General features: G+C 60.7%; 29 protein-coding genes and 1 tRNA gene. 6 read left to right on the top strand and 24 right to left on the bottom strand.

The annotated features are described in order from the left end of the window. Positions 1 to 123: 123 nt before the first annotated feature. The 3 genes from JS82_07955 to JS82_07945 all read right to left on the bottom strand — a co-directional run bounded on the left by JS82_07955 (position 124) and on the right by JS82_07945 (position 2,043). A complete protein-coding gene (locus tag JS82_07955) occupies positions 124 to 1,122 on the bottom strand; it encodes a hypothetical protein (GenBank protein ID QHK18043.1) in 999 nt (332 codons plus the stop codon). A 244-nt stretch (positions 1,123 to 1,366) separates the two neighbouring features. Then, a tRNA-Tyr gene (locus JS82_07950) sits at positions 1,367 to 1,478 on the bottom strand. Between the two features lie 247 nt (positions 1,479 to 1,725). Further along, positions 1,726 to 2,043, bottom strand: coding sequence for an anti-sigma factor antagonist (locus tag JS82_07945; GenBank protein QHK18042.1), 318 nt, complete (start codon positions 2,041 to 2,043; stop codon positions 1,726 to 1,728). A gap of 118 nt (positions 2,044 to 2,161) precedes the next feature. Here JS82_07945 and JS82_07940 point away from each other — a divergent pair, with 118 nt between their 5' ends. Further along, entirely contained in the window at positions 2,162 to 2,602 is a 441-nt protein-coding gene (locus JS82_07940) for an ATP-binding protein (protein ID QHK18041.1), read from the top strand. Here the strand turns inward: JS82_07940 and JS82_07935 are convergent. From JS82_07935 to rpiA, 7 genes are all read right to left on the bottom strand, one after another. Next, positions 2,507 to 4,585, bottom strand: a complete 2,079-nt coding sequence (locus JS82_07935; protein QHK18040.1) for a SpoIIE family protein phosphatase — start codon at positions 4,583 to 4,585, stop codon at positions 2,507 to 2,509. The genes JS82_07940 and JS82_07935 overlap by 96 nt on opposite strands. Positions 4,586 to 4,627: 42 nt before the next feature. Then, positions 4,628 to 5,374: a proteasome assembly chaperone family protein gene (locus JS82_07930; protein QHK18039.1), complete on the bottom strand. Its 747-nt coding sequence runs from the start codon at positions 5,372 to 5,374 to the stop codon at positions 4,628 to 4,630. Further along, positions 5,352 to 5,540 carry an RNA-protein complex protein Nop10 gene (locus tag JS82_07925; protein QHK18038.1) on the bottom strand — a complete coding sequence of 63 codons (189 nt, stop codon included), beginning with the start codon at positions 5,538 to 5,540 and terminating at the stop codon, positions 5,352 to 5,354. The genes JS82_07930 and JS82_07925 overlap by 23 nt, the downstream gene beginning before the upstream one ends. Position 5,541: 1 nt before the next feature. Next, positions 5,542 to 6,324 carry a translation initiation factor IF-2 subunit alpha gene (locus JS82_07920; GenBank protein QHK18037.1) on the bottom strand — a complete coding sequence of 261 codons (783 nt, stop codon included), beginning with the start codon at positions 6,322 to 6,324 and terminating at the stop codon, positions 5,542 to 5,544. After that, a complete protein-coding gene (locus JS82_07915) occupies positions 6,324 to 6,491 on the bottom strand; it encodes a 30S ribosomal protein S27e (GenBank protein QHK18036.1) in 168 nt (55 codons plus the stop codon). Before JS82_07915 ends, JS82_07920 begins: the two co-directional genes overlap by 1 nt. 4 nt (positions 6,492 to 6,495) lie before the next feature. Continuing rightward, positions 6,496 to 6,774: a 50S ribosomal protein L44e gene (locus JS82_07910; GenBank protein QHK18035.1), complete on the bottom strand. Its 279-nt coding sequence runs from the start codon at positions 6,772 to 6,774 to the stop codon at positions 6,496 to 6,498. A gap of 106 nt (positions 6,775 to 6,880) precedes the next feature. Continuing rightward, positions 6,881 to 7,576 carry a ribose-5-phosphate isomerase RpiA gene (rpiA, locus tag JS82_07905; protein ID QHK18433.1) on the bottom strand — a complete coding sequence of 232 codons (696 nt, stop codon included), beginning with the start codon at positions 7,574 to 7,576 and terminating at the stop codon, positions 6,881 to 6,883. 100 nt (positions 7,577 to 7,676) lie between these two features. On the opposite strand from rpiA, the gene JS82_07900 reads away from it, so the two are divergent. Beyond that, positions 7,677 to 8,357 carry a diphthine--ammonia ligase gene (locus JS82_07900; GenBank protein ID QHK18034.1) on the top strand — a complete coding sequence of 227 codons (681 nt, stop codon included), beginning with the start codon at positions 7,677 to 7,679 and terminating at the stop codon, positions 8,355 to 8,357. On the opposite strand, the gene JS82_07895 is transcribed toward JS82_07900, so the two are convergent. The 3 genes from JS82_07895 to JS82_07885 all read right to left on the bottom strand — a co-directional run bounded on the left by JS82_07895 (position 8,320) and on the right by JS82_07885 (position 11,352). After that, on the bottom strand, positions 8,320 to 10,533 hold the full coding sequence (locus JS82_07895) for a heavy metal translocating P-type ATPase (protein QHK18033.1): 2,214 nt from the start codon (positions 10,531 to 10,533) through the stop codon (positions 8,320 to 8,322). The two genes, JS82_07900 and JS82_07895, sit on opposite strands and share 38 nt — an antisense overlap. Next, positions 10,530 to 10,751 (bottom strand): hypothetical protein, encoded by a 222-nt coding sequence (locus tag JS82_07890; GenBank protein QHK18032.1) that lies wholly within the window; start codon positions 10,749 to 10,751, stop codon positions 10,530 to 10,532. The genes JS82_07895 and JS82_07890 overlap by 4 nt, the downstream gene beginning before the upstream one ends. Positions 10,752 to 10,848: 97 nt before the next feature. Beyond that, positions 10,849 to 11,352 carry a nitroreductase gene (locus tag JS82_07885; GenBank protein ID QHK18031.1) on the bottom strand — a complete coding sequence of 168 codons (504 nt, stop codon included), beginning with the start codon at positions 11,350 to 11,352 and terminating at the stop codon, positions 10,849 to 10,851. Positions 11,353 to 11,531: 179 nt separating this feature from the next. Here JS82_07885 and JS82_07880 point away from each other — a divergent pair, with 179 nt between their 5' ends. Both JS82_07880 and JS82_07875 read left to right on the top strand, forming a co-directional pair. After that, the gene (locus JS82_07880; GenBank protein QHK18030.1) at positions 11,532 to 11,927 is read left to right on the top strand and encodes a transcriptional regulator; all 396 of its coding nucleotides are present in this window, start codon (positions 11,532 to 11,534) and stop codon (positions 11,925 to 11,927) included. Continuing rightward, on the top strand, positions 11,894 to 12,259 hold the full coding sequence (locus JS82_07875) for a transcriptional regulator (protein QHK18029.1): 366 nt from the start codon (positions 11,894 to 11,896) through the stop codon (positions 12,257 to 12,259). Before JS82_07880 ends, JS82_07875 begins: the two co-directional genes overlap by 34 nt. Here the strand turns inward: JS82_07875 and JS82_07870 are convergent. Then, positions 12,231 to 15,953 (bottom strand): DUF4011 domain-containing protein, encoded by a 3,723-nt coding sequence (locus tag JS82_07870; GenBank protein ID QHK18028.1) that lies wholly within the window; start codon positions 15,951 to 15,953, stop codon positions 12,231 to 12,233. The two genes, JS82_07875 and JS82_07870, sit on opposite strands and share 29 nt — an antisense overlap. A 57-nt stretch (positions 15,954 to 16,010) precedes the next feature. On the opposite strand from JS82_07870, the gene JS82_07865 reads away from it, so the two are divergent. Then, positions 16,011 to 16,397 carry a thioesterase gene (locus JS82_07865; protein QHK18027.1) on the top strand — a complete coding sequence of 129 codons (387 nt, stop codon included), beginning with the start codon at positions 16,011 to 16,013 and terminating at the stop codon, positions 16,395 to 16,397. Between the two features lie 36 nt (positions 16,398 to 16,433). Here JS82_07865 and JS82_07860 read toward each other — a convergent pair whose 3' ends face one another. Beyond that, positions 16,434 to 17,708, bottom strand: coding sequence for a hypothetical protein (locus JS82_07860; protein QHK18026.1), 1,275 nt, complete (start codon positions 17,706 to 17,708; stop codon positions 16,434 to 16,436). A 55-nt stretch (positions 17,709 to 17,763) separates the two neighbouring features. Then, positions 17,764 to 18,327 carry an adenine phosphoribosyltransferase gene (locus JS82_07855; protein ID QHK18025.1) on the bottom strand — a complete coding sequence of 188 codons (564 nt, stop codon included), beginning with the start codon at positions 18,325 to 18,327 and terminating at the stop codon, positions 17,764 to 17,766. Between the two features lie 56 nt (positions 18,328 to 18,383). Here JS82_07855 and JS82_07850 point away from each other — a divergent pair, with 56 nt between their 5' ends. Beyond that, positions 18,384 to 19,451: a tyrosine--tRNA ligase gene (locus JS82_07850; protein QHK18024.1), complete on the top strand. Its 1,068-nt coding sequence runs from the start codon at positions 18,384 to 18,386 to the stop codon at positions 19,449 to 19,451. A 60-nt stretch (positions 19,452 to 19,511) separates the two neighbouring features. On the opposite strand, the gene JS82_07845 is transcribed toward JS82_07850, so the two are convergent. The 8 genes from JS82_07845 to JS82_07810 form a co-directional block, all read right to left on the bottom strand. Further along, the gene (locus JS82_07845) at positions 19,512 to 20,495 is read right to left on the bottom strand and encodes an exopolyphosphatase (GenBank protein ID QHK18023.1); all 984 of its coding nucleotides are present in this window, start codon (positions 20,493 to 20,495) and stop codon (positions 19,512 to 19,514) included. 60 nt (positions 20,496 to 20,555) lie between these two features. Then, positions 20,556 to 21,893 carry an ABC transporter permease gene (locus JS82_07840; protein ID QHK18022.1) on the bottom strand — a complete coding sequence of 446 codons (1,338 nt, stop codon included), beginning with the start codon at positions 21,891 to 21,893 and terminating at the stop codon, positions 20,556 to 20,558. Continuing rightward, positions 21,890 to 22,609, bottom strand: a complete 720-nt coding sequence (locus JS82_07835; GenBank protein QHK18021.1) for an ATP-binding cassette domain-containing protein — start codon at positions 22,607 to 22,609, stop codon at positions 21,890 to 21,892. Before JS82_07835 ends, JS82_07840 begins: the two co-directional genes overlap by 4 nt. Before the next feature lie 124 nt (positions 22,610 to 22,733). Next, complete coding sequence (locus JS82_07830) at positions 22,734 to 23,084, bottom strand: prefoldin subunit beta (protein QHK18020.1); 351 nt, start codon at positions 23,082 to 23,084, stop codon at positions 22,734 to 22,736. Continuing rightward, a complete protein-coding gene (locus tag JS82_07825) occupies positions 23,081 to 23,320 on the bottom strand; it encodes a hypothetical protein (GenBank protein QHK18019.1) in 240 nt (79 codons plus the stop codon). The genes JS82_07830 and JS82_07825 overlap by 4 nt, the downstream gene beginning before the upstream one ends. Before the next feature lie 3 nt (positions 23,321 to 23,323). Next, the gene (locus JS82_07820) at positions 23,324 to 23,455 is read right to left on the bottom strand and encodes a DNA-directed RNA polymerase subunit P (protein QHK18018.1); all 132 of its coding nucleotides are present in this window, start codon (positions 23,453 to 23,455) and stop codon (positions 23,324 to 23,326) included. A gap of 15 nt (positions 23,456 to 23,470) precedes the next feature. Then, positions 23,471 to 23,722, bottom strand: coding sequence for a 50S ribosomal protein L37ae (locus JS82_07815; GenBank protein QHK18017.1), 252 nt, complete (start codon positions 23,720 to 23,722; stop codon positions 23,471 to 23,473). 6 nt (positions 23,723 to 23,728) lie between these two features. Continuing rightward, positions 23,729 to 24,490: an exosome complex protein Rrp42 gene (locus JS82_07810; protein ID QHK18432.1), complete on the bottom strand. Its 762-nt coding sequence runs from the start codon at positions 24,488 to 24,490 to the stop codon at positions 23,729 to 23,731. Positions 24,491 to 24,494 lie beyond the last annotated feature (4 nt).

The following is a 24,494-nucleotide window of genomic DNA, read 5'->3' as shown; positions in this document are numbered from 1 at the left end:
GGACAGGACGTGGTGGGATGGCGGTGGCTGGATGATATGATGGGCCAGAGGGCCCTGGGGGGATGGGGACGGAACGCAGCTTGACGGCTGTATAGAATGATTGATGACGTCCCCTAATTGAGATCAAGATGTTGTGTATGATGTTACCAGAGGAGGGTCCTCGACGATCTTGAACTTCCTGAGCATCTTCTTGGCCTTCTTGATGACTATGTCCTCATAGACGAATCTGGGCATGGTCCTCTTGAACTCCCATCTTGTTGGTTGAGGGTCCTCCTCGTCCTCGGATTCCTCTGGAAGCATCTCGAGGAACTCCTTGACCTTCCTACCGTATGTGATGTCCCTGAGGCCGAATGACTTGTTGGCTAGATGGCCCCATAGAGCGATTCTCATGCCCTTGGTGCGGCATCCGGAGATCGTGTCGAGCCGCTCGAGCTCCCTCCCGTGGTCGTCGACGAGGGACTTGGTCAGGTACTTGTAGGCGTAGCTGACGGCATCCCTGCGGTTCCTGAAGAGGTCTCCCTTCACGATGCCCTGGATGTCGATGAATCCGTACTTCCAGATCGGGTTGAGCCTGATGGCGTCGACATGGTTCTTCCGGGAGAGCCTGCGGAGCGCGGGGTCCTTCCCGATGCGCCTGAGGATGCGTGGGTCGACGATGCGCCACGACTGCCCGTACCTCCCCCTATGCAGCTTGACCGTGACCGGGCGGTCCAGGAACACGATCATGTGCGGTGCCGGGTAGCCGTCCTCCTGGGCTTCCTTGACGGTGATCTTGCAGAGCGGGCCGAAGATGTCCCTGAGGTTGGATGTCAGGTCGTTGAGCACACCGGTCTTGATGTCTGAGCCCTCGATCTCAGTGGATGACAGATGGGCCCAGGACTGCTCCTTGGTGAAGCGCTTCTTGTCGAACGTGACCGTGATGAGGAGGGCTTGCGTGTCCCTGTAATTCGGGTTGCTGCTGTGCGGGTGGTCGAGGACCTTCCTGCCGATGCCCTCGAGGAACGCGTCGCGCTGCCTGGCCTTCTTCATGGCGTACTGGCGGTTCCCGCGGCGGCAGATCGGGGAGCACACGCGCTCCTTGGAGGCCTTGTCCTCGAACACCACCACGGAGTCGTCGCGCATCCAATCGAGGAACCTTCCCTGATGCCTGCCGTCGTCGAGGCTCGCCTTGCCGTTTACGAGGTCGGCGCGGAGTTCCCTGCGGTCGTAGCGCCACTCCCCGTACCAGTCCCCACTGAGGTGCGTGGAGCCCTTCTTAGGTTCTTGTGGAGGCTCCTGATACAGGGGAGGGGTATCCGCAGCATAACTCGTTAAGAGGGTCGGCGGGGTGGTTAAATTCCCAAATTTCTGGGATGCTGGAAAAGGATGGTCCCCACTCCCTGATTTGAACAGGGGACCTGCTGATTTCAGCGGCTGTATCGGTTTTCGCCGAAAACACTCTACAGTCAGCCGCTCTGGCCAGTCTGAGCTAAGTGGGGATTGAATCAGGGGATACAGATGGCTTATTTAAAATTAACTTAGACGACCGTATAGGGCGCAGGCCCATACTCATCAAGAATACGGACGGAGGAGGGTCCCGGTGTCGAACGGTGGGCGTTGTACAACATCACATCATAACTTCAACTCATGATCTGGGCTCTTCGTAAGTCCGAGGGGGTTTCGAACGGCGCTTCGGGATGGGGCCGCACATCCTCAATCCCGAAGAGCCATATTGCAGGTGACGGTTCAGATGAACTCGCTGAATCCGGACATGTCGAGGACGTCCTTGACGGCGTCCTTGGCGTTGATGACGCTGAGCTTGTTGTTCCTGCCCACAGCCTTGTCCAGGGCGAGGATGGCCCTCAGTCCGGCGCTGGACAGGTAGGTGACCCCATCCATGTCGAGCGTGGTCGACCTGCCCCTGCATTTCTGGACGGCCTCCTCCTGGAACTCTGCGGACGACACGGAGTCCAGTCTTCCCGAGAGTCTGATGATTATGCCCTCTTCCGTCTCGGTGTAGCTGGATGTCAGTGGCTGGTCCTTGGTCTTCTTCCTGCCGAACAATGCGGTCACCCCGTATGATATGGTACATCGCTGGCGAGGACTTAAAACGATGTGTCCAGTGCCCGAACCCCTCTCCCAGGGAAGAATCCTTTATTAACAGGTGTGCAGATTTCATCGCATGCGTGGTACCGCGGGAGCGGAGGACACAAAGTCCCTAACCGTTCCGTCCTCCAAGGACAATTTGTATGAGGTCCAGGGGTTCGTGGAGAAGTGCCTGAAGGGTTGCGGAGTCTCCCCCAAGGCCCTGACGCAACTGGAACTCATAATCGAGGAGATTTTCATAAACATCTCCAGCTATGCGTACCACCCGCCCGGCTCGGGAGAGGTAGAGATATCCTGCGATGTCGAGAAGGATGTGATGAAGGTCACGATAACCTTCGCTGACAAGGGGCCGGAGTTCGATCCACTCGAGATAGGGGATCCGGATGTGAGCAAGGACGTCAGGGACCGCGAACCGGGGGGATTAGGAATCTTCCTTGTCAAGAGGAACGTCGACGGCATCAGCTACAGGCGCGACGGAGGGCGCAACGTCCTCACGATCGAGAAGAGCCTCAGCTGACTTCTTCTTCCCGTCGTACCTCATCATCAGCATTGTCATGTCGTCGAACTGGGTGGCTCCCTTCGTGAACTCATTGATGTCGTCGACGATCGCGCGTATCTGGTCGTCGAGGGGCATGCTGTCGCACTCCTTCATCTTCGCCATGAGACGGTCAGTCTGATAGAAGCTGTCGAAGTGGTCGTTCGCCTCGGTGACACCGTCCGTGTACAGCAGGATCCTGTCCCCAGGCTCCATCACTATCTCGTCGGAGGTGTATGTTATGCCCTCCCTGGCTCCGAGGACCAGGCACTGCTTGGTGGTGAGGAGCACCGGGTCCTGGTCGAGCCTAATCAGCACCGGGGGGTTGTGGCCGGCGCTGCAGTACGTCAGCCTTCCGGTCTCGAGCTCCAGTATCCCCAACCAGGATGTCACGAACATGAACTCCTCGTTGTTCCTGCACAGACCAATGTTGACCTTGCTGAATATCTCGTCGGGGGTGAATCCCGGGCGGGACTGTCCCTCGATCAGGGACTTGGTGACGGCCATGAACAGGGCGGCGGGCACTCCCTTCCCGGACACGTCTCCGATGGATATCGCCAGGTGGTCGGTGTCTATCATGAAGAAGTCGTAGAAGTCTCCTCCGACGTACTTCGCCGCATCCATGACCGCGGCGATTGACGCGCCGCTGCCGTCGACTATTGAGAAGTTGGTGGGCACGAAGGACTCCTGGATGTTCTTGGCGACGTTTAGCTCCGCCCTGTACATCTCCTGCTGGCTGTTCAGCATCCTCAGGTCCTCGACGTACTCTTCTATGTCGCCGGTCATCTTCGTCAGGGACCTGGCGAGCTCCCCTATCTCGGAGTCCTGGTTGACCAGGTCCCTGCAGCTGTACTCGAACTCCTCGCTGGAGAACTCGTGGTCGCTGCTGATGAAGTTCCTCGAGGCCTCAGACAGCTCTCCCACGGGGTCCGTCACGTACTTCTCGAGGTACCACAGGAATATCATGGCCGGAACGAAGAACACCAGCAGCCCCATGCTCATGTAGAACAGGACCGTGATGTCGTATCCCCATCCGAACACGTCGTTCAGGATCCCGATGGAAGCCGCCGCTCCGAAAGCGAGGCAGATCAGCAGACCGTAGATGATGAAGATCACGATCATGCGCTCGATCAGGCTCCTGTTGAACTTGTTGATCTCGAGTCCCTTGATCCTGACCGTGAGCTCGTCCATACTGGCGGACTCCACGGGCTTGAGCAGGAAAGCGAACAGCAGCGCATAGGTCAGAACCCCGATCGCGGGGATGGCCGGTCCTGTTGGCGACAGGTTGAGGACCAGTAGCGGGAGCAGGATCCCGAGCACCAGGATCATGTCGTAGAACCTGGGGTCGACGGAGCGTCTGAAGTCGTCGGGCGTGCCTCCGAACTTCGGGCTGTAGAACTTTATTCCGAGGTACCTCAGAAGCAGGATCGCAGCCAGTCCGAAGAGGAACGAGAACGAGAGCACGTTGATGAAGCGGACGACGTCCTCGAAGTTGAGGATGAACTGTCCGTCCGTGAGCCCGTACGTTATGTTGTACAGCACGGTGTACACAAGGCTGGACACCATCATCATCACGACGAACTTGGTGATGTTGCGGACGGAATCCAGGACCGGCGGGCGGTCGTCCCTGTCGAGGCCCACGCTGTACCAGAGCCTGTACGGGATGTACGATGTCAGGAACATCGTGAGGAGGTTCAGGCAGCAGTAGAGCGGCGAGTACCCCATGTACACGTTGTCGATGAGGCTGACCAGGTTGACGCCCAGCGAAGCGAAGGGACCGAACAGCAGGCCGATAACGGGACAGAGCGCCAGGTTCGGCATTATGTTGACGGGCAGCTGGTAGCTGATGCTGGAGACGATCTGGGTAATTATGGCTGCGCCTATGAATAGGATGATCTCGCGTCTTCCCACGAAATCCTTGACACGCTTGCCATTCAGAAGCTTCGCAGCCGATACCCTTTGCACAAAAAGGAATCGACTAATTAACTAAAATCTTTTGAGTTCGGTTCAACGAATGTACACCAGATCCTCGTCGTCCCCGTCGTTCTGGGAGTCCGATGCGAGCATCGTGCTGGCTGTGTCTATCTGGTCGATCTGCTCCTGGTACGAGGACGCATCTACGTGTATGCCGAGGTAGTTGCACAACGCATCCAGCACGTTCCTGGCACTCCTGTAGTCGACGATGTATCCGGACGTCTCGCCCATGATGCAAACAGAGGGGATCCCGTAGATGGATCCGAAACCGAGGAACATCGCGGCGGCACCTACGATGCCTCCCTGCGGCTCCGACGGGTAGAAGCCGACGCCGGCCTCCTCGAGTGCGGGCTTCATGTCGGGATCCGACACGGCACCGAGGACGCGGGGTGCGGGAACGAGAGCGCCTGTGCCGTAGCCGCCCAGGGTGACGATGAGCGAGGGGTCGTACTTCAGGAACATCCTGAACGTTTCGTCGGACAGTATGTACTGGCCTATGGGTGTGGTGGCCTGGTAGTCTCCAAGGATGAAGACCGCATCCCTCTCCCCGATGTCCGCGTACCAGGCCTCGCAGCAGGCCGTGTTCGCGATGCATTCGTCGTCGACGAGGACCTGCGGCGGGAGTTCGGGGGAGAAAATGCGCATCATGCGTTTCGCTCCGAGCTGCTCGGCCATAAGGTCGGCGACCAGTTTGCCGACGTTGCCGACGCCCGGGAGCCCCTCGATGATGACGGGCCTCCTCAGTTCCGGCCTGCAGTCAAAGCTGACGTAGCTTTCCATTCTCCCCATACTCCTGTACGATCGATATCCTGCGGTACTCCCCCATGCGGTCCTCCGGGGAGTATCTCGGAGGCACCGGGCAGAACGTGGCGACGCCGCAGTGCCTGCATGCGTCCAGGAGTGTGTACTTCCCGCAGGAGGGGCATTTCCTGAGACGCGACTTCATCTCACTTGCTCTCGCGCTTGAGACTGGCGGTTCCGCCGTTGGAGACGAGGTCGTTGACGGCGGCGGCCGAGACGTTCCTCATGACCTCCTCCGCCTCCTTGTACTCGGCGGCGTTGACGACGACCCTGTATTTGGGGCATCCGACGCACGTGATCTCGACATCGGCGCCGTCGGCAGCCTCGAGGCCGGCCATGAGCGCGTGCTTGACGAGCTCCATGCCGTCGGGTGCGGAGGATGTCATCTCCAGGATTCCGTCGATCTGGACCGACGGCGGGACGACGTTCTCCTTCGCCACCTCGATGAATGTGTCCGTCCAGTCGCCGGAGAATTCCGAGAGGAAGTCCTCGGGGTCGGCGACGACGGCTTCGAACGCACCGTAGAGTGTCTCGTAGGTCTCCAGCAGGTCGTTGCCGAACTCGTCGTAGGCGTCGTCGACGGAGATTCCCATCCTTTCGGCGATGATCTCCACGAGCTTCTCGGCCTTCTTCTCGTTCTTCCACTGCTGGATCTTCTCTCTCTTCTGGTGCTCGTTTACTGATTTCAGGGAAAGGTCGATGTGACCTTTAGAAGAATCTACGCCCAGGACCTTGCAGACTATCTTCTGCCCTTCCCTGATGTAGTCTCTGATGTACTTGACCCAGCCAGTGGCGACATCCCTTACGTGGACGAACCCCTCTTTGTCGTCGTACTCATCGAGTGTGACGAACGCACCGAAGTTCTTGACGTTCTTCACGGTGCAGACGACGAGCTCGCCGTGCTCGGGAAAGCCCCTGACTCTCGACATCAGCCGACGACCTCGAGGATCTCGCCCTTGACGTCACCGACACCGCCCTTGGGGACGATGAGTGTGGCGCCGCAGACGTGGCAGGTGACCTTGGTGGCTGCTTTCCTGAAAGCGATCTGCTCGTTGGCGCAGTCCGGGCACTTGATCTTGATGAAATCTCCGGTCATGTGATCACTCCGTGAGCTCGAATTTCTTCGCGCGGATGCAGGGGGAGACATTGGCCTTCTTGCACTGGGTGCACCTGTACCTGAGGTTGATCCTCTTGGTGGGCTTCTCCCTTCCCTCGGGCTTGGGCCTGGGGAAACCTCCGTAACCGGCGGTGACCTTTCTGAATCTCCTCTGACCCCATTTGAGCTCGCTGGCTTTCTTCTTCTTGACCCTCTCCACTTCCTGCTCGGTGTGGGCCTTGCAGTAGGGACAGTATCTCTTGACGGTCCTGGGCATCTTCATGATTAATCAACCCTGATGAATTGAATCAGGAACGTGCTAATATCGGGGTTATATAAAATGGTATGCCCCCTCTTAGCGGTACTTAAGGGGGGCGAATCAGGGTGTCTCAGGCCTGCTCGCCCGACATCCTGGAGACCGTGCCGTCCTGTCTGGACACCAGCACGTCGAACGCCGTGTTCAGGAACAGGCCGTTCTCCACGACGCCCGGGATGACGTCGATCCTGGACTCCAGGAAGAACGGGTTGGATATGCCCTCGGGGAACCTGCAGTCGTAGATGTAGTTCCCGCCGTCAGTGACGAACGGCTCCCCATCCCTCATCCTGAGCTCCGGCTTGCATCCCTGCCTCTCGAGCGCGTATCTGGTGTGCTCGTGTCCGAACCTGAGCACCTCCACCGGGAGCGGAGCCTTGGTGCCGAGCTTCTCGACGAGCTTGGATTCGTCCACGATGATGACCTCCCTGACGGTGGCCGCGGCGACGATCTTCTCCCTGAGGAGAGCGCCTCCGAGACCCTTGACGAGCTGCATCTTCGGGTCGACCTCGTCCGCACCGTCGATGGTCACGTCGAGCTTGTCGACCTCGTCCAGGTCGACGACCTTTATCCCGCTCTCCCTGGCCAGGTTCTCGCTCTGGACGGATGTGGCGACGCATGTGAGGTCGTATCCGTCGGCTACGAGCTGTCCGATCCTCTTGATGGCGAAGTATGCGGTGGATCCGGTGCCGAGTCCGACGTTCATGCCGTCCTTCACGAAGGTGTCAACTGCTTTCTCTGCGACGATCTTCTTCATTTCCGCGGCGTCCATGGTTCCACCATCCAGTGCCCTCTCGTAGTCCGTACATCTAATTAAGGGTTCCATCACGGCGGAGCCACAGATTTAAGTGCCACAGGCATACGGGACCGTCATGAGGCTTGCTTCCCTGTATTCCGGCGGAAAGGACTCCACGTTCTCGCTCTACCTCGCCGAACAGATGGGCCACGAGGTGCCGTACCTCGTCAACATCGTCCCGGACGACGAGGCCTCCTGGATCTTCCACACGCCGAACCTGGGCATCGTCCCCCTCATGGCGGAGTCCATGGGAAAGGATCTGGTCACTGCCCGCAGCACGGGCACGGAGGAGGGCGACATGGTCGGCCTCAGGCACGCTCTCGAGGGCCTCGACGTAGACGGGGTCGTGACAGGCGCGATATGGTCGGACTACCAGTGGGACCGCATGAACATGGTCTGCGGGGACCTCGGGCTCAGGGTCATCACCCCCATGTGGAGGAAGGACCAGGACATGCTGATGGAGCAGTTCCTGGCCTCGGGTATCCGCGCCGTCATCGTCGGGTGCTATGCCGAGGGCCTGGACGAGTCCTGGCTGGGCAGGCCGATCGACGAGGAGTCCGTGGCCGAGCTCAGGGAACTGCGCGAGAGGTACGGGATCAGCATAATGGGCGAGGGAGGGGAGTACGAGTCCCTCACCCTCGACTCCCCGATGCACTCCAGGCCTCTGGGGATAACAGGTTTCGAGAAGGATTGGAAGAAGGGTGCAGGCACCCTCCGGGTCACCTATGCCGAGCTTCTGCGAGAGCCCTCGGTCTGAATCCTCTCAGCCTCAGGGCGTTGGCCACGACCGACACCGAGGAGCAGGACATCGCCAGGGCGGATATCATCGGCATCTGGTCCACGAGGCCGTCGTATCCGAGCAGCACGGGGAGTCCGGCCGCGATCGGTATGCAGACCACGTTGTAGCAGAACGCGAAGAACAGGTTCTCCTTGATGTTCCTCAGCGTAGCCCTGCCGATCTCCAGCGCCGCCGGGACGCTGCGCAGGTCGTCGTTCATCATCACTATGTCCGCGGATTCTATGGCTATGTCCGTACCCGACCCCACAGCTATCCCCACGTCCGCCTGGGTTAGTGCGGGGGCGTCGTTGATCCCATCCCCGGTCATCGCGACGCGGGCCTGCGACACCTGGAGGTTCCTGACGATCTCCAGCTTGTCCCCGGGCTTGGTCTCGGCATGGACCTCGTCGATGCCCAGCTCGGACGCGATGTGCTCGGCGGTATCCCTTCTGTCCCCGGTGACCATCATGACCCTGAGGCCGTCCTCGTGCATCGACCTGATGGCAGACGGGCTCTCCTCGCGGATCGGATCGGATATGGCTATGGTGGTGGCGTAACGCCCGTCGATGGCGGCCAGGATGCAGGTCATTCCCGAGGAGGCTAGGTCGTCGGCGCCCTCCGGGACGTCGATCCCCTCCTCCCTGAGGAACCTTGTGCTCCCGACGAGCACCATACGGCCGTCGACCTCGCATCTCACGCCGCCTCCCGTGACGCTCTCGAAGCCCGAGTGTGGCGGGATGGTGGCCCCCGTCTCCCTGGCGTACCTGACTATGGCCTGGGCAAGCGGATGTTCGGAGTCTATCTCCGCAGCAGCGACGATGCCGACGACGGATCCGTCGGAGACGGAGTTCACAGCGGGATGCCCGACAGTGCATGTTCCCGTCTTGTCCAGGACGACGGTGTCTATCCTGGCAGCGGCCTCCAGGGAGGACGCCGTCTTGAACAGGATGCCGTACTGCGAGCCGCGACCCGTACCCACAACGATGGCTATCGGGGTGGCGAGTCCGAGCGCGCACGGACATGCTATGACGAGGATCGAGATCGCGATCGTCAGGCTGAACTGGACGTCGCGCCCGGCGAGCATCCATCCGATGAAGACCAGGACGGCAACGACGATGACGGACGGGACGAACACCGCGGCGACCCTGTCCGCGATGTTCGCGACAGGGGCCTTCGTGCCCTGGGCCATCTCCATCATGCGGGCAATCTGGAACAGGACCGTGTCCTCGCCTGTCTTCTCGATCCTGGCTCTGAGGCTGCCGGATCCGTTGACGGTCGCACCGTAGAGCGTGTCCCCGGCCCTCTTGTCCACGGGGATGCTCTCTCCCGTGAGCATCGACTCGTTCACCGAAGACTCCCCGGACAGGACGGTCGCGTCCGCGGGGACCTTCTCGCCGGGTCTGATGAGGACGGTGTCGCCGACCGCCAGTTCGGAGGCGGGCACCACGACCTCCGCCCCGTCCCTTATGACTGTCGCCTGGTCTGGGGCCAGAGAAACGAGCTTCCTCAGGGAGTCGTTGGTGCGCATCTTGGACCTGGCCTCGAGGTACTTGCCAACGCTCACCAGCGCGATGATCATCCCTACGGAGTCGTAGCTCAGGGAATGCATCGCACCCGTGTCGCCGCTGTAGACGAGGTACGTGTTGTACAGGCCCATGCACAGGGACGCCAGGGTCCCCAGGGACACGAGCGAGTCCATGGTTGGGTTCCTGGTGAACAGCGCGGGGATGCCCTTCTTGTAGAACCTCCTCCCGCCGTACATGATCGGGATGCAGAGGGCCAGCTGGACCAGGCAGAACGGCAGGGGTTCCAGAGGGATCTCCAGGCCGAACATGTGGCCCATGGCTATGACGCTCAGGATCACGGCGAAGACTATGGAGATCCAGAGGTCGCGGCGACGAACGTCGAGGTCACGTCTCTCCTGCTCCGCTGCCTCGGCGCGGTTCTCGCTGATAACCTGGTACCCCGCCCCCTTAATGGCGGCGGCGAGCTCCTCCTCCGTCGTCCTGGATTCGTCGAAGACGACGGTGGCGGTGTTGTTGCCGATGTTGGCGACGGCCGATTGGACCCCATCGACAGCTCTGAGGGCCCCTTCGACACGGCCCACGCACGCGGCGCAGGTCATGCCGCCGACACGGATTATCTTGGTCTTCATGAGAACAGGCCGTGCTTGACGGTCGCTCTGAACCCGGCGTCCACGACGGCCTTGATAAGAGCCTCGTCGCTAGCACCGCCGTGCTCGACCGTGGCTGTGCCCTTCTTCAGGTTGACGTCGACGGAAGTCACCTTGTCGGTCTTCTCCAGTGACTCCCTCACCGACTTCACGCAGCCCTCGCACATCATTCCCTCGATCTTCAGAGTTGTCTTGGTCATCATATCACCTGTATCCGGTCCGCGGGACTGTCGTCCGCACGGACATCTACCTCTCCGGATTGTAAGGGGAGGTTAAAGAGTTTTAGATAAACCTAAATTAGACGAATCTCACGAACTCGTCCATGGGGATGCGGACGCCGTGGTTCCTGGAAGTGGTGTCGTCCTTGTAGCCGACGGCCAGTATGTTTACCGGTACCATGTCGTCGTCAAGGCCGAAGTTCTTCCTGATGACATCGGGCTTGAACATGCACACCCACAGGGTCCCGAGGCCCATGTCCGTCGCCTCGTACATCATCTGGGTGGTGACGATCGATGCGTCGATGTCGGTTGTCTTCATCCCGTCGTAGCTACGCGTCCACGTCTTGTTCCTGTCGGAGTACACGATGAAGGCCAGAGGGGCGTCGTAGATGTGTCCGGCCTCCTCGACCTTGGCCAGGCCCTCCTTGGATCTGACCGCGATCACGCGGACCGGCTGGTCGTTCCTCGCTGTCGGCGCCAGGCGTCCAGCCTCGAGGATGGAGCGGACCTTGTCGTCCTCGACAGGGTCGGGCTTGTAGGCGCGTGAGGAGTATCTCCTTCTGACGAGTTCGTTGAAATCCATCGATATCACCTGTTTAGGTTTGTCACGTCGCTGTCGTATTTCAATTTGGGTCGCAGGACGGAGGCATTTCAGGCCCGTTCACGGGCTTCCTGCGACCCTCCGGTGATGAGATGGTCTGCCATATACAAATAGCAGGTACAATACACAATGAAATATACTATACAAAAAGATACTATGGCATGCAGCACGACCAGACGATCGCAGAGGCGGAGTGTCCGGTGAGGACCACCGTCCGTCTGCTCGGAGGGAAGTACAAATCAGTCATCATGTGGGGGCTGATGGGCGGTACGAAGAGGTTCAGCGAGATCCAGGCACTGGTCCCCGAGGCGACCTCCAAGATGATCACCAAGCAGCTCAGGGAGCTGGAGGCGGACGGCCTGGTGTCCCGCAAGGTCTACCCCGTGGTCCCTCCGCGGACGGAGTACAGTCTGACGGAGTTCGGAAGATCGGCGATACCGCTGATCAGGCACATGAGCGAGTGGGGCATATCCTATCTGGAGAAGGAGGGTCTGCCGATCTCCGACTGCGCGAGGATGCGATCATGGCCGGAAGAGTCCTCGAGGAGTCCCCGATAAGCACGACGCTGGACCTGCTGGGCGGCAAGTACCGCGTGCACATAATATGGGCGCTGGTCAACGGCCCGAAGAGGTTCGGGCAACTCCACTCGTCCTTCTTCCTGGATGTCAACGCGAACGTGCTGAGCCGCCAGCTGAAGGAGCTGGAGGCGGACGGCCTCGTTCACCGCAACGTGGTCAGCGACAACCCGCCGTGGGTGGAGTACTCCCTGACCACGACGGGGCAGACGCTGATACCCCTGCTGGAGGCGATGTCCGAATGGGGCGCCCTGTACCAGGACATGAGGCGCGAGAAGGCCCGTCTCAGTGGTTCTTCTCGATCGCCTGGATGATCCTCGCGATCTCCTTCTCGGGGTCCTTCCACATGCCCGGGGTCCAGACCCTGTGGATCTTCCACCCCCTGGACTCCAGGTACTTCTGCCTGTGGTAGTCCCTCTCCCTGGTTGACGACGACATCTCGTAGAGGCGGCTGTCGCACTCGATCCCGAGGATGTACCTGTCGTTCTGCTTGACCGCCAGGTCGATCTGGTAGCCTCCGATTCCGACGTTCCTCTCCACGGTGTAGCCCTTGCGGGTCAGTGCGTTGTAGACGCGGTCGGCGATCCTGCCGGAGTCGAAGTCCTCGGGGGTGTCCCAGCGGTCGTCGCTGAACGAGTGGAGGATCGAATCGGCGTACTCCCTGTTGCCGCTGCTGATGGCGTTGGCGTACTGGAGGTACTTCTTGAGGATCCTCGGGCCCTCGTTCTTGGTGCCATCGACCTGCAGGTCCTCCGGCTCGAAGGAGGACACGATGATGATCTTCTTCTTGGCCCTGGAGATGGCGACGTTGAGACGGTTCTCCCCTCCGCGGTTGTTCAGCCATCCGAACCTCTGCATCAGCTTGCCCTCGGAGTTCTTGGCGTAGCCGATGGAGAACATGATGACGTCCCTCTCGTCCCCCTGCACGCTCTCGATGTTCTTGATGAAGAGTCCCACGTCCTCTCCGTTGTCGAACCTCTTCATCTCGTCCGCCACGAGCTTCCCGAAGCCGGGGTCGTTGGCGCACTCCTCGTCCAGGACGTCGTTGATGAGGTCCCTCTGGGAGGCGTTGAACGTGATGATCCCCACGGTCTCGTTGTCCTTCCTGACGCTGAAGAACTCCTTCAGGAGCTGGACGATCTTGTCGGCCTCCGCCCTGTTGGACTTGTCCTCCCAGAGGCCGTTCACCTTGAACACCTCGATCGGGGGCTTCTCGGGGGTCTCGACGTTGGGTGAGACGTACAGCCTGCCGCCGTAGAACGCGTAGTTGGAGAACGCTATGAGCTCCTCGTACTTGGAGCGGTAGTGGAAGTTGAGCAGGATGGAGTCGTACTTCGCCCTGGCGAGGTCGAGCAGGCTCTCCTCCTCCAGCGCGGCGGACACGATGTCGTCCAGGTCGTCCTCGTCGCTCTCGTAGTCGATCCTGCCGACGCCGAGGGACGACGGGCGCAGCTGCTTGTGGTCGCCCGCGACCACGACCTTCTTCGCGCGGTAGATGGAGGGTACCCCCTTCTCCACGTACATCTGGGACGCCTCGTCGAAGATGAGCATGTCGAAGATGCCCATCTCCAGCGGGAGGATCTCGGACACGACCTCGGGGGTCAGTAGCCATACGCGGACGCCCTTGAAGAGCTCGTACCCGTACCTGTTGATGAACTTGTTGAGGTTCCACTTCCTCTTGGACTCTATGATCCTGTTGATGTCGCCGCGCCTCTTCGACTCCGTGATGTACTTGAGGTTCTGCTGGAAGACCTGCTCGACCTTGTCCTTTGAGAGCTCCCTCTTGGACTCGATCTTGCGGTCCATGTCGGCGATGATGCTGTCGAAGTCCCATATCTCCTGCATGATGTCCTTGTGCTCGGCGTCGAACCTCTGCAGGTGGTCGTTGAGGATCCACTCGTAGATCCTGTCGTTGCTCTCGCCGTAGGGCATCTTGGACACGGAGGACACGTTCAGAACGTCGGTACCGTAGGTCTTCTCGTCGGGGGAGAGCCTGTCGTAGATCGTGGCCCTGGAGGAGTACGTGCCGTAGCCGTCCAGCGCCTCGAACATCCTCCTGGGGTCCTCCATGACCTTCTGGACGGTGTGCTCGTTGTAGTTGGCGAAGTACTTCCCGGTCATGGCCGTGGCCTCGCGGGTGACCTTGCCCTTGTTGAACAGCCTGCCCATGAACCCCTTGGCGTTCAGGGTCTTGATCTGCTGCTCCAGGTCCAGGAGGTCCGCCTTCATCTCCCCGATGTTGTACTCGGACAGGTCCGCCTTCATCTGCGTCATCCACGGGTACTTCTCGACCAGCTCCCTGTACTCGTTGAAGTTCTTCATCAGCACCTGGTCGGCGAACTTCCTGTGGAGCTCGGTGACCGACGGGTACCTCAGGGCCAGCAGGGAGGCGTCGATGTTGTCCTTGAGCATCTTGTACTCCTCGAACTGGCGCCTGTCGTTCAGGTCGAGCCACCTGTCCATGGAGTAGAGCTTGTAAGGGGCGATGCCGAAGTCCGACGGCCTGTACATCACGTTGGCGATGTTGTCCAGCAGGGCCACGTCGTTGTCGATGGCCTCGGAGACCGAGTCCAGGTCGACACCGGACTTTGGCGTGCCGTTGTCCAGCATCCTTCCGAGCTGCTTGTAGAAGAGCTCCTTGTTACCGACGTCGTCGATGAGCAGGCAGTACTTCGAGAGGGTCCCGAGACGGGAGTAGACCACGTCGAGCGCGGTCTTCTTCTCAGACACCATGAGGACGGTCTTTCCCTTGATGACCGCGGACGTGATCAGTCCGGTGATGACCTGCGACTTCCCGGTCCCCGGGGGCCCCTGGACGACGATCTCGTCTCCCCTCTCCATGGCGGTGAGGATGTTCTCCTGGGAGCTGTTCAGGGAGTTGATGTAGACCAGGTCCTTCTCGGAGGCCTCCATGCCCTTGTCGCGCATCTCGTCCTCGGACAGGGGCAGCGGGAGGTCGGAGAGGAAGTCGGTCTTGTTGAGGTCGACGATCAGGTCGTTGAGGATCCCGTTGATCTCCCTGCCGGCCAGCATCCCGTCGAAGTCCTTCTGGATCGAGCTGGAGTACGTGGGGTACTTGCCGAGCATGATGTTGGGGACCATCTCCATGTCCCCGGCGAGGTACTTGGGGAACTCCCCCGCCTTGTACTCGATGAACGGGGTGGGCAGGCTGTAGTTGACGGCCATCTTTATGCCGTTGTCCTCGTAGAAGTCGACCAGGTTGGTGAGGAACGTCTCGCCGCTGTAGTCCTCCAGGATGTTGTCCGGTAGGGGGCGGTTCTGGCCGCTGGATTTGATGAACCCCAGGACGAGCGTGTTGTTGTAGATGGCATCTCTGGAGTTGTCGAGTGTGAGCGTGATTGTGCGGGCGTCCTTGTCCAGGATGACCGGGAAGAGGGCCAGCGGCGCGCGGACGTCTATGTCGCCGTCGGGCATCTTTCCCTGGACGAACGGGTAGCCGATGTACAGGTCGTACTGACCCTTCTCCCTCTGCTCCCTGTTGACCTCGCGTATGATCTCGTTGAGGTGCTTGTACACCTTGGCGTCCTCCGGACTCTTGGCGGAGTCGCAGAGCTTCAGGATCCTCTTCCTGCCGAAGAGCAGGCTCATGACGTCCACCTCTGGCAGCGTCATGAGGTCGAATGTGTTCTTCCTCGAGATCTTGGGCTGGAACAGGAGACGGTTGCTCTTGCTGATGTTGATCAGCTTCTTCTCGAGCTCCCTGAGCGTCTGGGCCGCGTCGGCGTCTATGTTCGACCCGTTGGCGGCGGTGATCGCGTACTTGCGTGTGATGTTCAGGAAGTCCTCCCCGTACTGCTCCACGAACCTCTGTCCCACTCCGACTATCGCCGAGAAGTCCTCGACCTTGGTCGGCACGCGCTGGGCCATCTCCCTCAGCGCCTCGTCGGAGCACACGTTCGGTATGCGTCCGTTCGACATCCTGCGTTCCTGTCTGAGGCTCTCCCTCAGCTCGTAGAGCTCGTCGTAGAGGTCATCTTCCAATCCCATAACGCCTGCATCGTAATGGGATTAGTTAATATCTGCGAGCGTGGAATACGGGACTCCATGCTCGACACGGGAATCAGAGGAGAGAAGACCGTACAGGTCACCCCGGAGAACACCGCCGAGGCACTGGGGAGCGGAACGCTCCCTGTGTTCGCGACACCTGCCATGATAGCGCTCATCGAGGCAACGGCCAGCGAGAGCGTGGCCCCGTTCCTGGAAGAGGGCAGCAGCACCGTCGGCACGCACCTGGACGTCGCCCATTCCGCGGCGACACCTGTGGGCATGAGCGCGACCTGCGTCACCGAGCTCGTGGAGATCGACAGGAGGAGGCTCGTGTTCAGGGTCACCGTCACTGACGGGAAGGACGAGATCGGCTCCGGCACCCACGAGAGGTTCGTGGTGGACAACGCGAAGTTCATGTCCAAGGCCCAGTCCAAGCTGCAGTGAGCTCCGGGCCTTCCGAAACCCCTTAACATCCTTTTCTCACACGATGCCCAGGCGGAACAGCAGCACGGGGACGATGAGGCATCCGCAGAGGATCACCCTCCCCGTTCCGAAAAACCCTGGGATGAGGCCCACCGCGGTGGAGCACAGGAGCACGAGCAGGCCGTGCGGCCCGCTCAGCGCGAAGGTCAGTACGACGAGCGCCGCGATAACGGCCCTGTTCATCCTGGCCGGCCTGATCCTGGACACAAGCCCCGACATCATCCTCCCGGAGGCTATCGTTAGCCAGTATCCCAGTAGAGAGGCCAAGGCGGAGGACAGCAGGAGGAGCATGAACGTCTGGGACATGACGCCGGACACGGAGTCCCCGGCGATCTCGCCGATAGCCAGAGCCGTCCCCGACCTCCCGTCGCCGGACACCGAGAGGGTCACCAGGTCCAGTACCGACGTCACCGTGCCAACGGACGCCACGCAGGATATGAACCTCGCCGGAGAGCTCTCGGGGAACAGCGCCGAGGACACCGATGCGCCCACCGTCGATGTGATCCCGGAGAACCATCCCGCCACGGCGCCCATCGCCACGCCCTTCAGTCCCGGGACCGCCCCCACGGGGTCGCGCACCCTGTCGGACTGTCTGGGTATGCGCGCCTGCCCGGTCCCCTCCAGGAGGACGGGTATCCCGAACAGGCCGGTGAGCAGGGGCATCATCACGCCGTCCTCCCCGAGGATCCCGTCGAAGGACGCCGGCACCGTCATGCACATCAGACCCAGCAGTCCCGAGACGCAGAACGCCACCGGCCCCCAGACGCCGGATCCGCGCCTGTGCTCGGAGACCAGCAGGATCCCGGAGACCAGGATCAGCACGAGCGGAGTCAGCGAGTCCAGGGCTTTACCGGCGGGCCCGGAGAGCAGGATCTGCAGCGGGACGGCGATGAGCACGGCCGCGGCCGCTCCGACAAGGCTCCCTATCGCGGCGGCCCTGACGGCCTCCATGCCCCTCCCTTTCAGCAGCAGGCGGTGCCCCGGCAGCACGGACACCGCGTCCTCCCCGTCGGGCGCCCCTATGAACACGGACGGCACGAAGTCCACGAAGGAGTGCACCACGGATGCGGACATGATGCAGCAGCACACCGCGGCCGCCGCCTCCTCCGCTCCGAGATGGCCCGAGAACGCTGCCGATAGGGCGGAATGCGAGGCGAGAAGCATGGCAGCCAGGGTGTTGACGTGGATCCCGGGGGCGAGGCCGCTGAAGAGTCCCAGTCCCGCACCGGCAAGCGTCATCGCGAGGCAGAATCCGACGAGGGTTGGGTCCATGGCGGGCCGTTCCGTCCATGGGCAGATAAGACGAACCGTGTGACTCAACGTTGATTCACAGGAGGGCCGGTCTGCCGCCCGAAGAGCTCACCGCGAGCAGGTAGCGGACCGGGATGCCCAGCTCCGCGGACAGGTCGGAGACGTCCTTCCGCTTGCTGTACACGGCCACGACCTCCGTTACCACTGCACCAGCTTCCCTGAGCGCGCCAACGACCGCCCTCAGCGTGCCGCCGGTGCTGACCACGTCGTCCACTATGGCGACCCTGGTCCCGGGGGAGACCCCGTTGATGTACATGGGGGATTTGGAGTAGCCCGTGCGCTGGTCCAGGGCTATCTCCCCGGGGAGGCCGTAGCTCCTCTTCCGGATGACGGCGTACGGCACCCCGGTCCTCAGGGTGATGCAGACCGCCAGGGGGATGCCCATGGCCTCCGGGGCGAGAACTACGTCGCAGTCGAGGTCGCACAAGGAGACTATCCCGTCGGCGACCTCGTCGAGGAGAGCCGCGTCCATCCTGGGTATGCCGTCGCTGACCGGGTTTACGAAGTACGGGTAGCCGTTCCTGTCGACGACGGGGCTGGACAGGAATGATGCGGTCAGGAGGGGGTAGTCGGATGGCATTCAGGTGCCGAACAACATCTCTTTTTATAGGGTTTGCCTACACCCCACCGATCAACATGGATGTCGAACAGAGGCTGGCCCTCGTAACGAGGAACACCGAGGAGGTCGTGACAGACGAGGAGCTCCGCAAGCTCCTCACCGAGAAGGAGGAGCCCACAGCGTACATCGGGTTCGAACCCTCAGGGCTTGTGCACCTGGGATGGGTCCTGGTCGCACAGAAGATCAGGGATCTGACGGACGCCGGATTCAGGGTGACCATCTTCTGGGCCGACTGGCACGCCTACATCAACGACAAGCTGGGAGGGGACCTTGAGAACATACGCACCTGCGCCAGGTACATGCAGGACTGCTTCATCGCACTCGGGGTGCCCGAGGACAAGGTCGAGTTCAAGTACGCCAGCGAGATCCTCAACGACATCGAGTACTGGGAGATGGCGATCAAGGTGGCCAAGGTCACCTCGCTCTCCAGGGTCAAGAGGGCCATGACCATCATGGGAAGGTCCGAGGACGAGGCCGAGGTCGACACCTCGAAGGTGTTCTACCCCATCCTCCAGGCCACCGACATATTCTGCATGGGACTGGACGTAGCCTACGCAGGTCTCGATCAGAGAAGGGCCCACATGCTCGCCAGGGACGCCGCCGACAAGCTCGGATGGAAGAAGCCCATCGCGCTCCACACGCCCCTGCTCCCCGGCCTCAAGGGAGGCAACAGGATGGACCCCGTGGAGTCCAAGATGTCCAAGAGCGACCCCAACGGAAGCGTCAAGATCCACGACACCAGGGACGAGATCGCCTCCAAGATGAAGAAGGCCTACTGTCCGCCGGAGAGGGAGCACGAGGGCGAGAACCCCGTCCTGATGCTGTGCAGGTACATCCTGTTCCCCAGGAACGGCGCGATGCACATCGAGAGGCCCGAGAAGTACGGCGGTCCCGTCGACTTCAACAGCTACGACGAGCTCGCAGCGGCCTACTTCGACGGATCCCTGTCCCCTGTCGACCTCAAGGCCGGCGTGACGGACGGTCTCGACAGGACCCTCCAGCCCGTGAGGGACTACTTCGCGGAGAAGCCGGAGAACTACGAGGCAATCCTCAAAGTCGTCGAGAGCGTCAAGAAGCTCAGATGAAATCATTTCCGGAGGGTGGCACCCTCCGGTCTTTATTCTAAATTATTGAAGGTATAGGACTCAGGACTGTGAGCTCTCGCGCTCCATCATCTCGCGCTTCTTGATGTCGCGGAACACGTCCATCGTCCTGCTCATGCAGATGTTCAGCATGGCCTCGGTGTCGCCTATGCCCGTGAGCCCTGCCGCTCCTCCGTGACCTCCGCCGTCGGACATCGTCTCCTCGCCGATCCCGGACATGATCTCCCCGAGATGGATGCCCTTCCTGACGGCCTCCTGGGTCGCCCTGGCGCTGAGACGGAAGTTCTCGTCCCTCTGGGAGCCTACGAAGACGACGTCGGCGCCCGCCGCCATGATGGCCCTGCAGGAGGAAGCCTCGAAGCTGCCGCCGAACGATATGGCGACGATCATCTCTCCGACGCGGTCGAACCTGGTGCGCTCGATCGCCTTCATCATGGCGATCCTCTCGGACATGCTGACGGGGGCCTGGGTGAGCTCCATCGCCTCGTCCATCTCGACGCCGCATCTGCTCATGATGTCGGCGAACGCGGGAAGCATCGCGGGCCTGGCGAACTGGAAGTGGCCGCTGTCCGTGAGCATGCCTCCCAGGAGCATCAGCCCCATGTCCCTGGTGATGGGGATCCCGGCGGCGTCGATGAGCTCCTTTATTATCTCGCAGCAGGAGGTCCTCGTGTCATCGCAGTAGAAGGTGTCCACGAAGTCCCATTTGCCTGTGGGCTTGTGATGGTCGATGACGATGGAATCTCCCGGGATGTCCGAGACCCCTTCCAACTGCTCCGGGGAGGATGTGTCGACGACCACGACCCTGTCGTAACCGGACAGGTCGCACTGCTCCAGGATGGCGACGTTCATCTTCTCGGAGACCATCCTGGTCACGCGGTCGAGCCCGTTGGGTGCGTAAATGTCCGCCTCCGGGAACGCCTTCGACAGCGCGTAGGCGGAGCCTAGAGCGTCCATGTCGGCGTTGCCGTGGACCAGTACGACCTTCCTGCCCTGTCTGAGTTCCTCTGCGATGCGGTTGAGCATATCCGCTGGAAGGCGGAACATGAATAAAAAGAAAAAGGGCGCCCGAAGGCGCCGTTTGGCTCACTTCCTGCCGGTGAGCGACTGGACGTACTTGTTCTGTCCCAGTCCGGTGATCAGGATGTCGGAGTTGTACAGCCTCACCGTGATGAGGATCGACACCAGGGCGAAGACCGCCATGTACGCGATCCCTCCGAGGACGAGGGTCATATCGCCGTACATCAGGGCCTGCATCGCCATCATGGGGTGTGAGAACGGGATGGCGAAGGTGATCGCCTGGAGCACGCCCCCGGAGCCGTACCATCCGGTGAACATGATGATGAACATCGGGATCATGGCCAGGATGCTCAGGGGCATGGTCATGGTCTGGGCGGACTTGTAGTTCTTGGCGAACGCTCCCAGGATCATGCAGATTCCAAGGGCGCACACGATGGCCAGGAACATGGAGACCATTATCAGGAACCAGTCCAGGATGTCGAGGGACATGCCCAGATCCTCCAGGTTGACGCTGGACGATCCGGCGATGGTGCCGGTCATCGATCCCATGTAGATGCTCATGCCCACCATGTAGGCCAGGCCGTAGACCAGTCCCACGATGGCGGCAGCGACGATCTTTCCACTTACGATGGATGTCCTCTTGATCGGCATGGTGAGCAGGGTCTCCAGGGTCTTGTTCTCCTTCTCGGACCCCATGGAGCTGATGACGATGCTTCCGACCATCATGATAATGATCATGATCACGATGGGGATCATCAGGGTCTGGCTGGTGATCTCGTTGGAGATGTCCGATGGCGTGATGCCGGTGTGGACCTTGCCGTCGACTATGGTGCTGACATCGTTGGTGCCGGATACTATGGGATTGGTGACGAAATCGTAGTCCAGCCCCGTGCCCGCCGAGGACATTATCTCCTGGGACAGGCTGGTGTTCAGGATGGACACGACGGATGACAGCACGCTGGATGACACGGTGCCGAAGAGGCCCGTGGGCTCGTACAGGTAGTACTGCTTCATGGTGACCTGTGTGCCGTTCGTCATGGATTCCCTGAACGAGTCGGCGTCCGGCAGCGCAAGGACGCTCGTTATGCCCTTCTCCCGCATCTCGGCAAGTATCGCCTCGTCGTCCCCGTAGGCGCTGTCCATCAGTATGATCTTGGAGTCGGCCTCGGCGCCGTAGTTGGTCTCGTTGCAGAGGACGTCGTAGGGGTTCCAATCATCGTAGTACTTGCCGTCCTCGTCGACCACGAATCCGAACGTGGGCAGCTCCGCGGCGCTGTCCACCTCTCCGCCGATGAGTCCGCCGAGGCCGGCGAACAGGACGACCATCACGAGCACCGATATGACGGAGCCGGGGGTCAGGAGCTCCCTGACCTCCTTCCTGATGATGCTTGTCATGTGGCTCATCCTTTCACCGCCTTGACGAACACTTCCTCGAGGGTGTCCACGCCGAACTCACTCTTCAGCTCCGACGGCGTCCCCAGGAGGATGAGGTTGCCCTGGTCGATCATGCCCACCCTGTCGCAGAGCATGTCCACCTCGAACATGTTGTGGGACGACATGACGACGGTGACGCCATCCCTGGCGATGCCTCTGATTATGTCCCTGATCTCGTATGCGTTGATCACATCCAGTCCGGATGTGACCTCGTCCATGATCGCCAGCTTGGGTGAAGGCATGATGGCCCTCGCGATGAGCAGCCTGCGCATCATGCCCTTGCTGTAGGTGTCCACCTTCGAGTCGATCCTGTCTCCAAGGTCCGCCAGTTCGATACCCTTCTGGACCATGGCGTCCTTCTCGGAACCGGTTGCGAAGAAGCTGGCCATGAACTCGAGGTAGGCCCTTCCGGTGAGGTCCTTGTATGCGCCTGCGTCCTCCGGCAGGTAGCTGATTATCTTCCTAACCTCGTCGGGCTCGGTTGCCACGTCGTGGCCGTACACCGATATGCTCCCCGAGGTTATGCTGAGCAGTGTGGATATCATACGGAGGGTCGTGGTCTTCCCGGCGCCGTTGTGTCCGATGAGCCCGAACACCTCGCCCTCCTTCACGGTCAGGGAGATTCCGTGCACGGCCTCCCTGTTCCCGTATGACTTCCGCACGTCGTTCAGTACGAGCGCGTCCATGCTCCCTCGAACGACGATAGTGTATATAATGGGGGGGGGGTTCGACAGTCGCAGTATGAATGGTCGTTAAACGAGCTGGAATTCGGCATATGCCGAATCCCGGAGAAGGGGTAAGGGGTTTCAGTCACTGCGTGGGCCTGTTGCCCATGGCGGTGTTGATCGTCTCTTGGAGAACGGTGTACCTCTCCTTGAGGCTGTTCTCCTGGCGCTCCAGGGATCCGATCCTGACGTCCATCATCTCGATGGATTCCTCGATCTCTCCCACGAGGGCGTCCTTGTCCTCGACCTTGACCAGAAGGGATCCGGAGGACTTGTAGACCGCGCCGGTGCTGGCTTTGAGCTCCTCGAGCGTCCTGCTGAGCTCGCGTTTCTGGGCGTCGTACTGCATCTTCTGCGTGGTGACCGCCTGGAGCTGCTGCTGGACCTGCTGGAACTGCGTGATCTGGTTCTGGAGCTGGGGGCTGATTCCGTTCATGGTTTCATCTCTGTCAGGTCTTCGATGTCCTCGATTATCCTGATGCATTCAAGATGGGAGTTGAGAGCAGCCCTCATGGCCGAGGTGTCGGCCGCGGTGACCTTGATGGTCACCGTGCCGTTTTCCTCTGTCATGCGGGTCTCTGTCCTGGGGAGTTCCCTCCCCGTCTCTGGGCCCATGGCGGGCACGGCCACCTTGGCGACCGGTCCGTCTACGGTGAGCCTGGCGCAGAGCATGTCTCAGTCGGATTTCAGGACCTTCTTCACGTTGGGTCTCTCCTTGAAGAAGATCTTGGATCCGCACTTCTCGCACTGGAGCCCAAGGGCGTTGACGTTCCTCACGGGCTCGTTGCACTTGGCGCATCTGTACAATCGGTCCACCTCGACTCAGTTCTCGCTGACCTGGGACAGCTCCTTCTTCGTCTTGGGGCTGTAGGCGCCGGCGGCGAATTTGGTTCCGCAGTGTTTGCAGTACCAGATGCCGGAGCTCTCCCTCCTGACGGAGTTGTGGTGGCACACGGGGCACTCGTGCTTGGCCTTCTGCTGGGCCTCGATGTTCTTGATCCTGTTGCGGACGATGACACCGTACCTTGCGCCGAACCTTCCGGAGGAGCCTGCCTTCTCTGTTCTCTTTGCCATTGGAAATCACCCGATGATTTTTCTGATCTCCGCACCGATCTCCACGGCCCTGTCCAGGCAGAGGCTCAGTTCGTCGAGTGTGATGGAACCGCAGCCTCCCTTCTGCATTGCCCTGAAGTTGCCGACGTCGTCAGTTGTGACAGTCAGACGTGCGGATGAAATCTGCTCTTCGTCGTAGTCGGGGTCTACTATTAAAGTGTTTCCGACTTTGACCTCTGTTACCGATATGGGGGTGCACGTGATGGGCAGGGGTGTGTTCTCGCCCTTGCCGTACTGCTCTCCGGGGATGATCGCGGACTTCAGCGCGCATACGGCGGCGAGGTTGGCGGCGTCGAACAGGTTGCCGTCGTAGTCGAGGGCGTAGATGTCCACGAAGCACATCCAGACCTCCTCGCCGGGAACGATGCACAGCTTCTCGACGTCAACCATGCCGGACTCGCGGATTCCGCGGTCGACGACCCTCGCCAGCTCGATGGCGTCCTCTCCGGGTGGACCGGACTCGAAGGTGGGGTGGGCCATGGGGATCAGCTCGGCGCCGGTGGTCAGGACACCGATGTTGGGGGTGTCTCCGAAGGGCGTTCCGGGGATGATCTTGACTCCCGCGATGACCTCGGTCCTGCCGAGCTTGACCCTGGCGGATCCGTCGGCGCTCTCGATGCAGTTCGTCTCGACCTGGATCTTCCTGATGTCGGTGACTCCGCGTCCGTCCTGCCTCTTGCCCTCGGCCAGCAGGTTCATGATGTGATCGCGCTTGATCTCGGACATCATCTCG

It is taken from the genome of Methanomassiliicoccaceae archaeon DOK, assembly GCA_009911715.1.
Lineage (GTDB): Archaea > Thermoplasmatota > Thermoplasmata > Methanomassiliicoccales > Methanomethylophilaceae > Methanoprimaticola.
The sequence above is the reverse complement of the archived record's forward strand: the minus strand, read 5'-3'. Positions and strand labels throughout refer to the sequence as shown.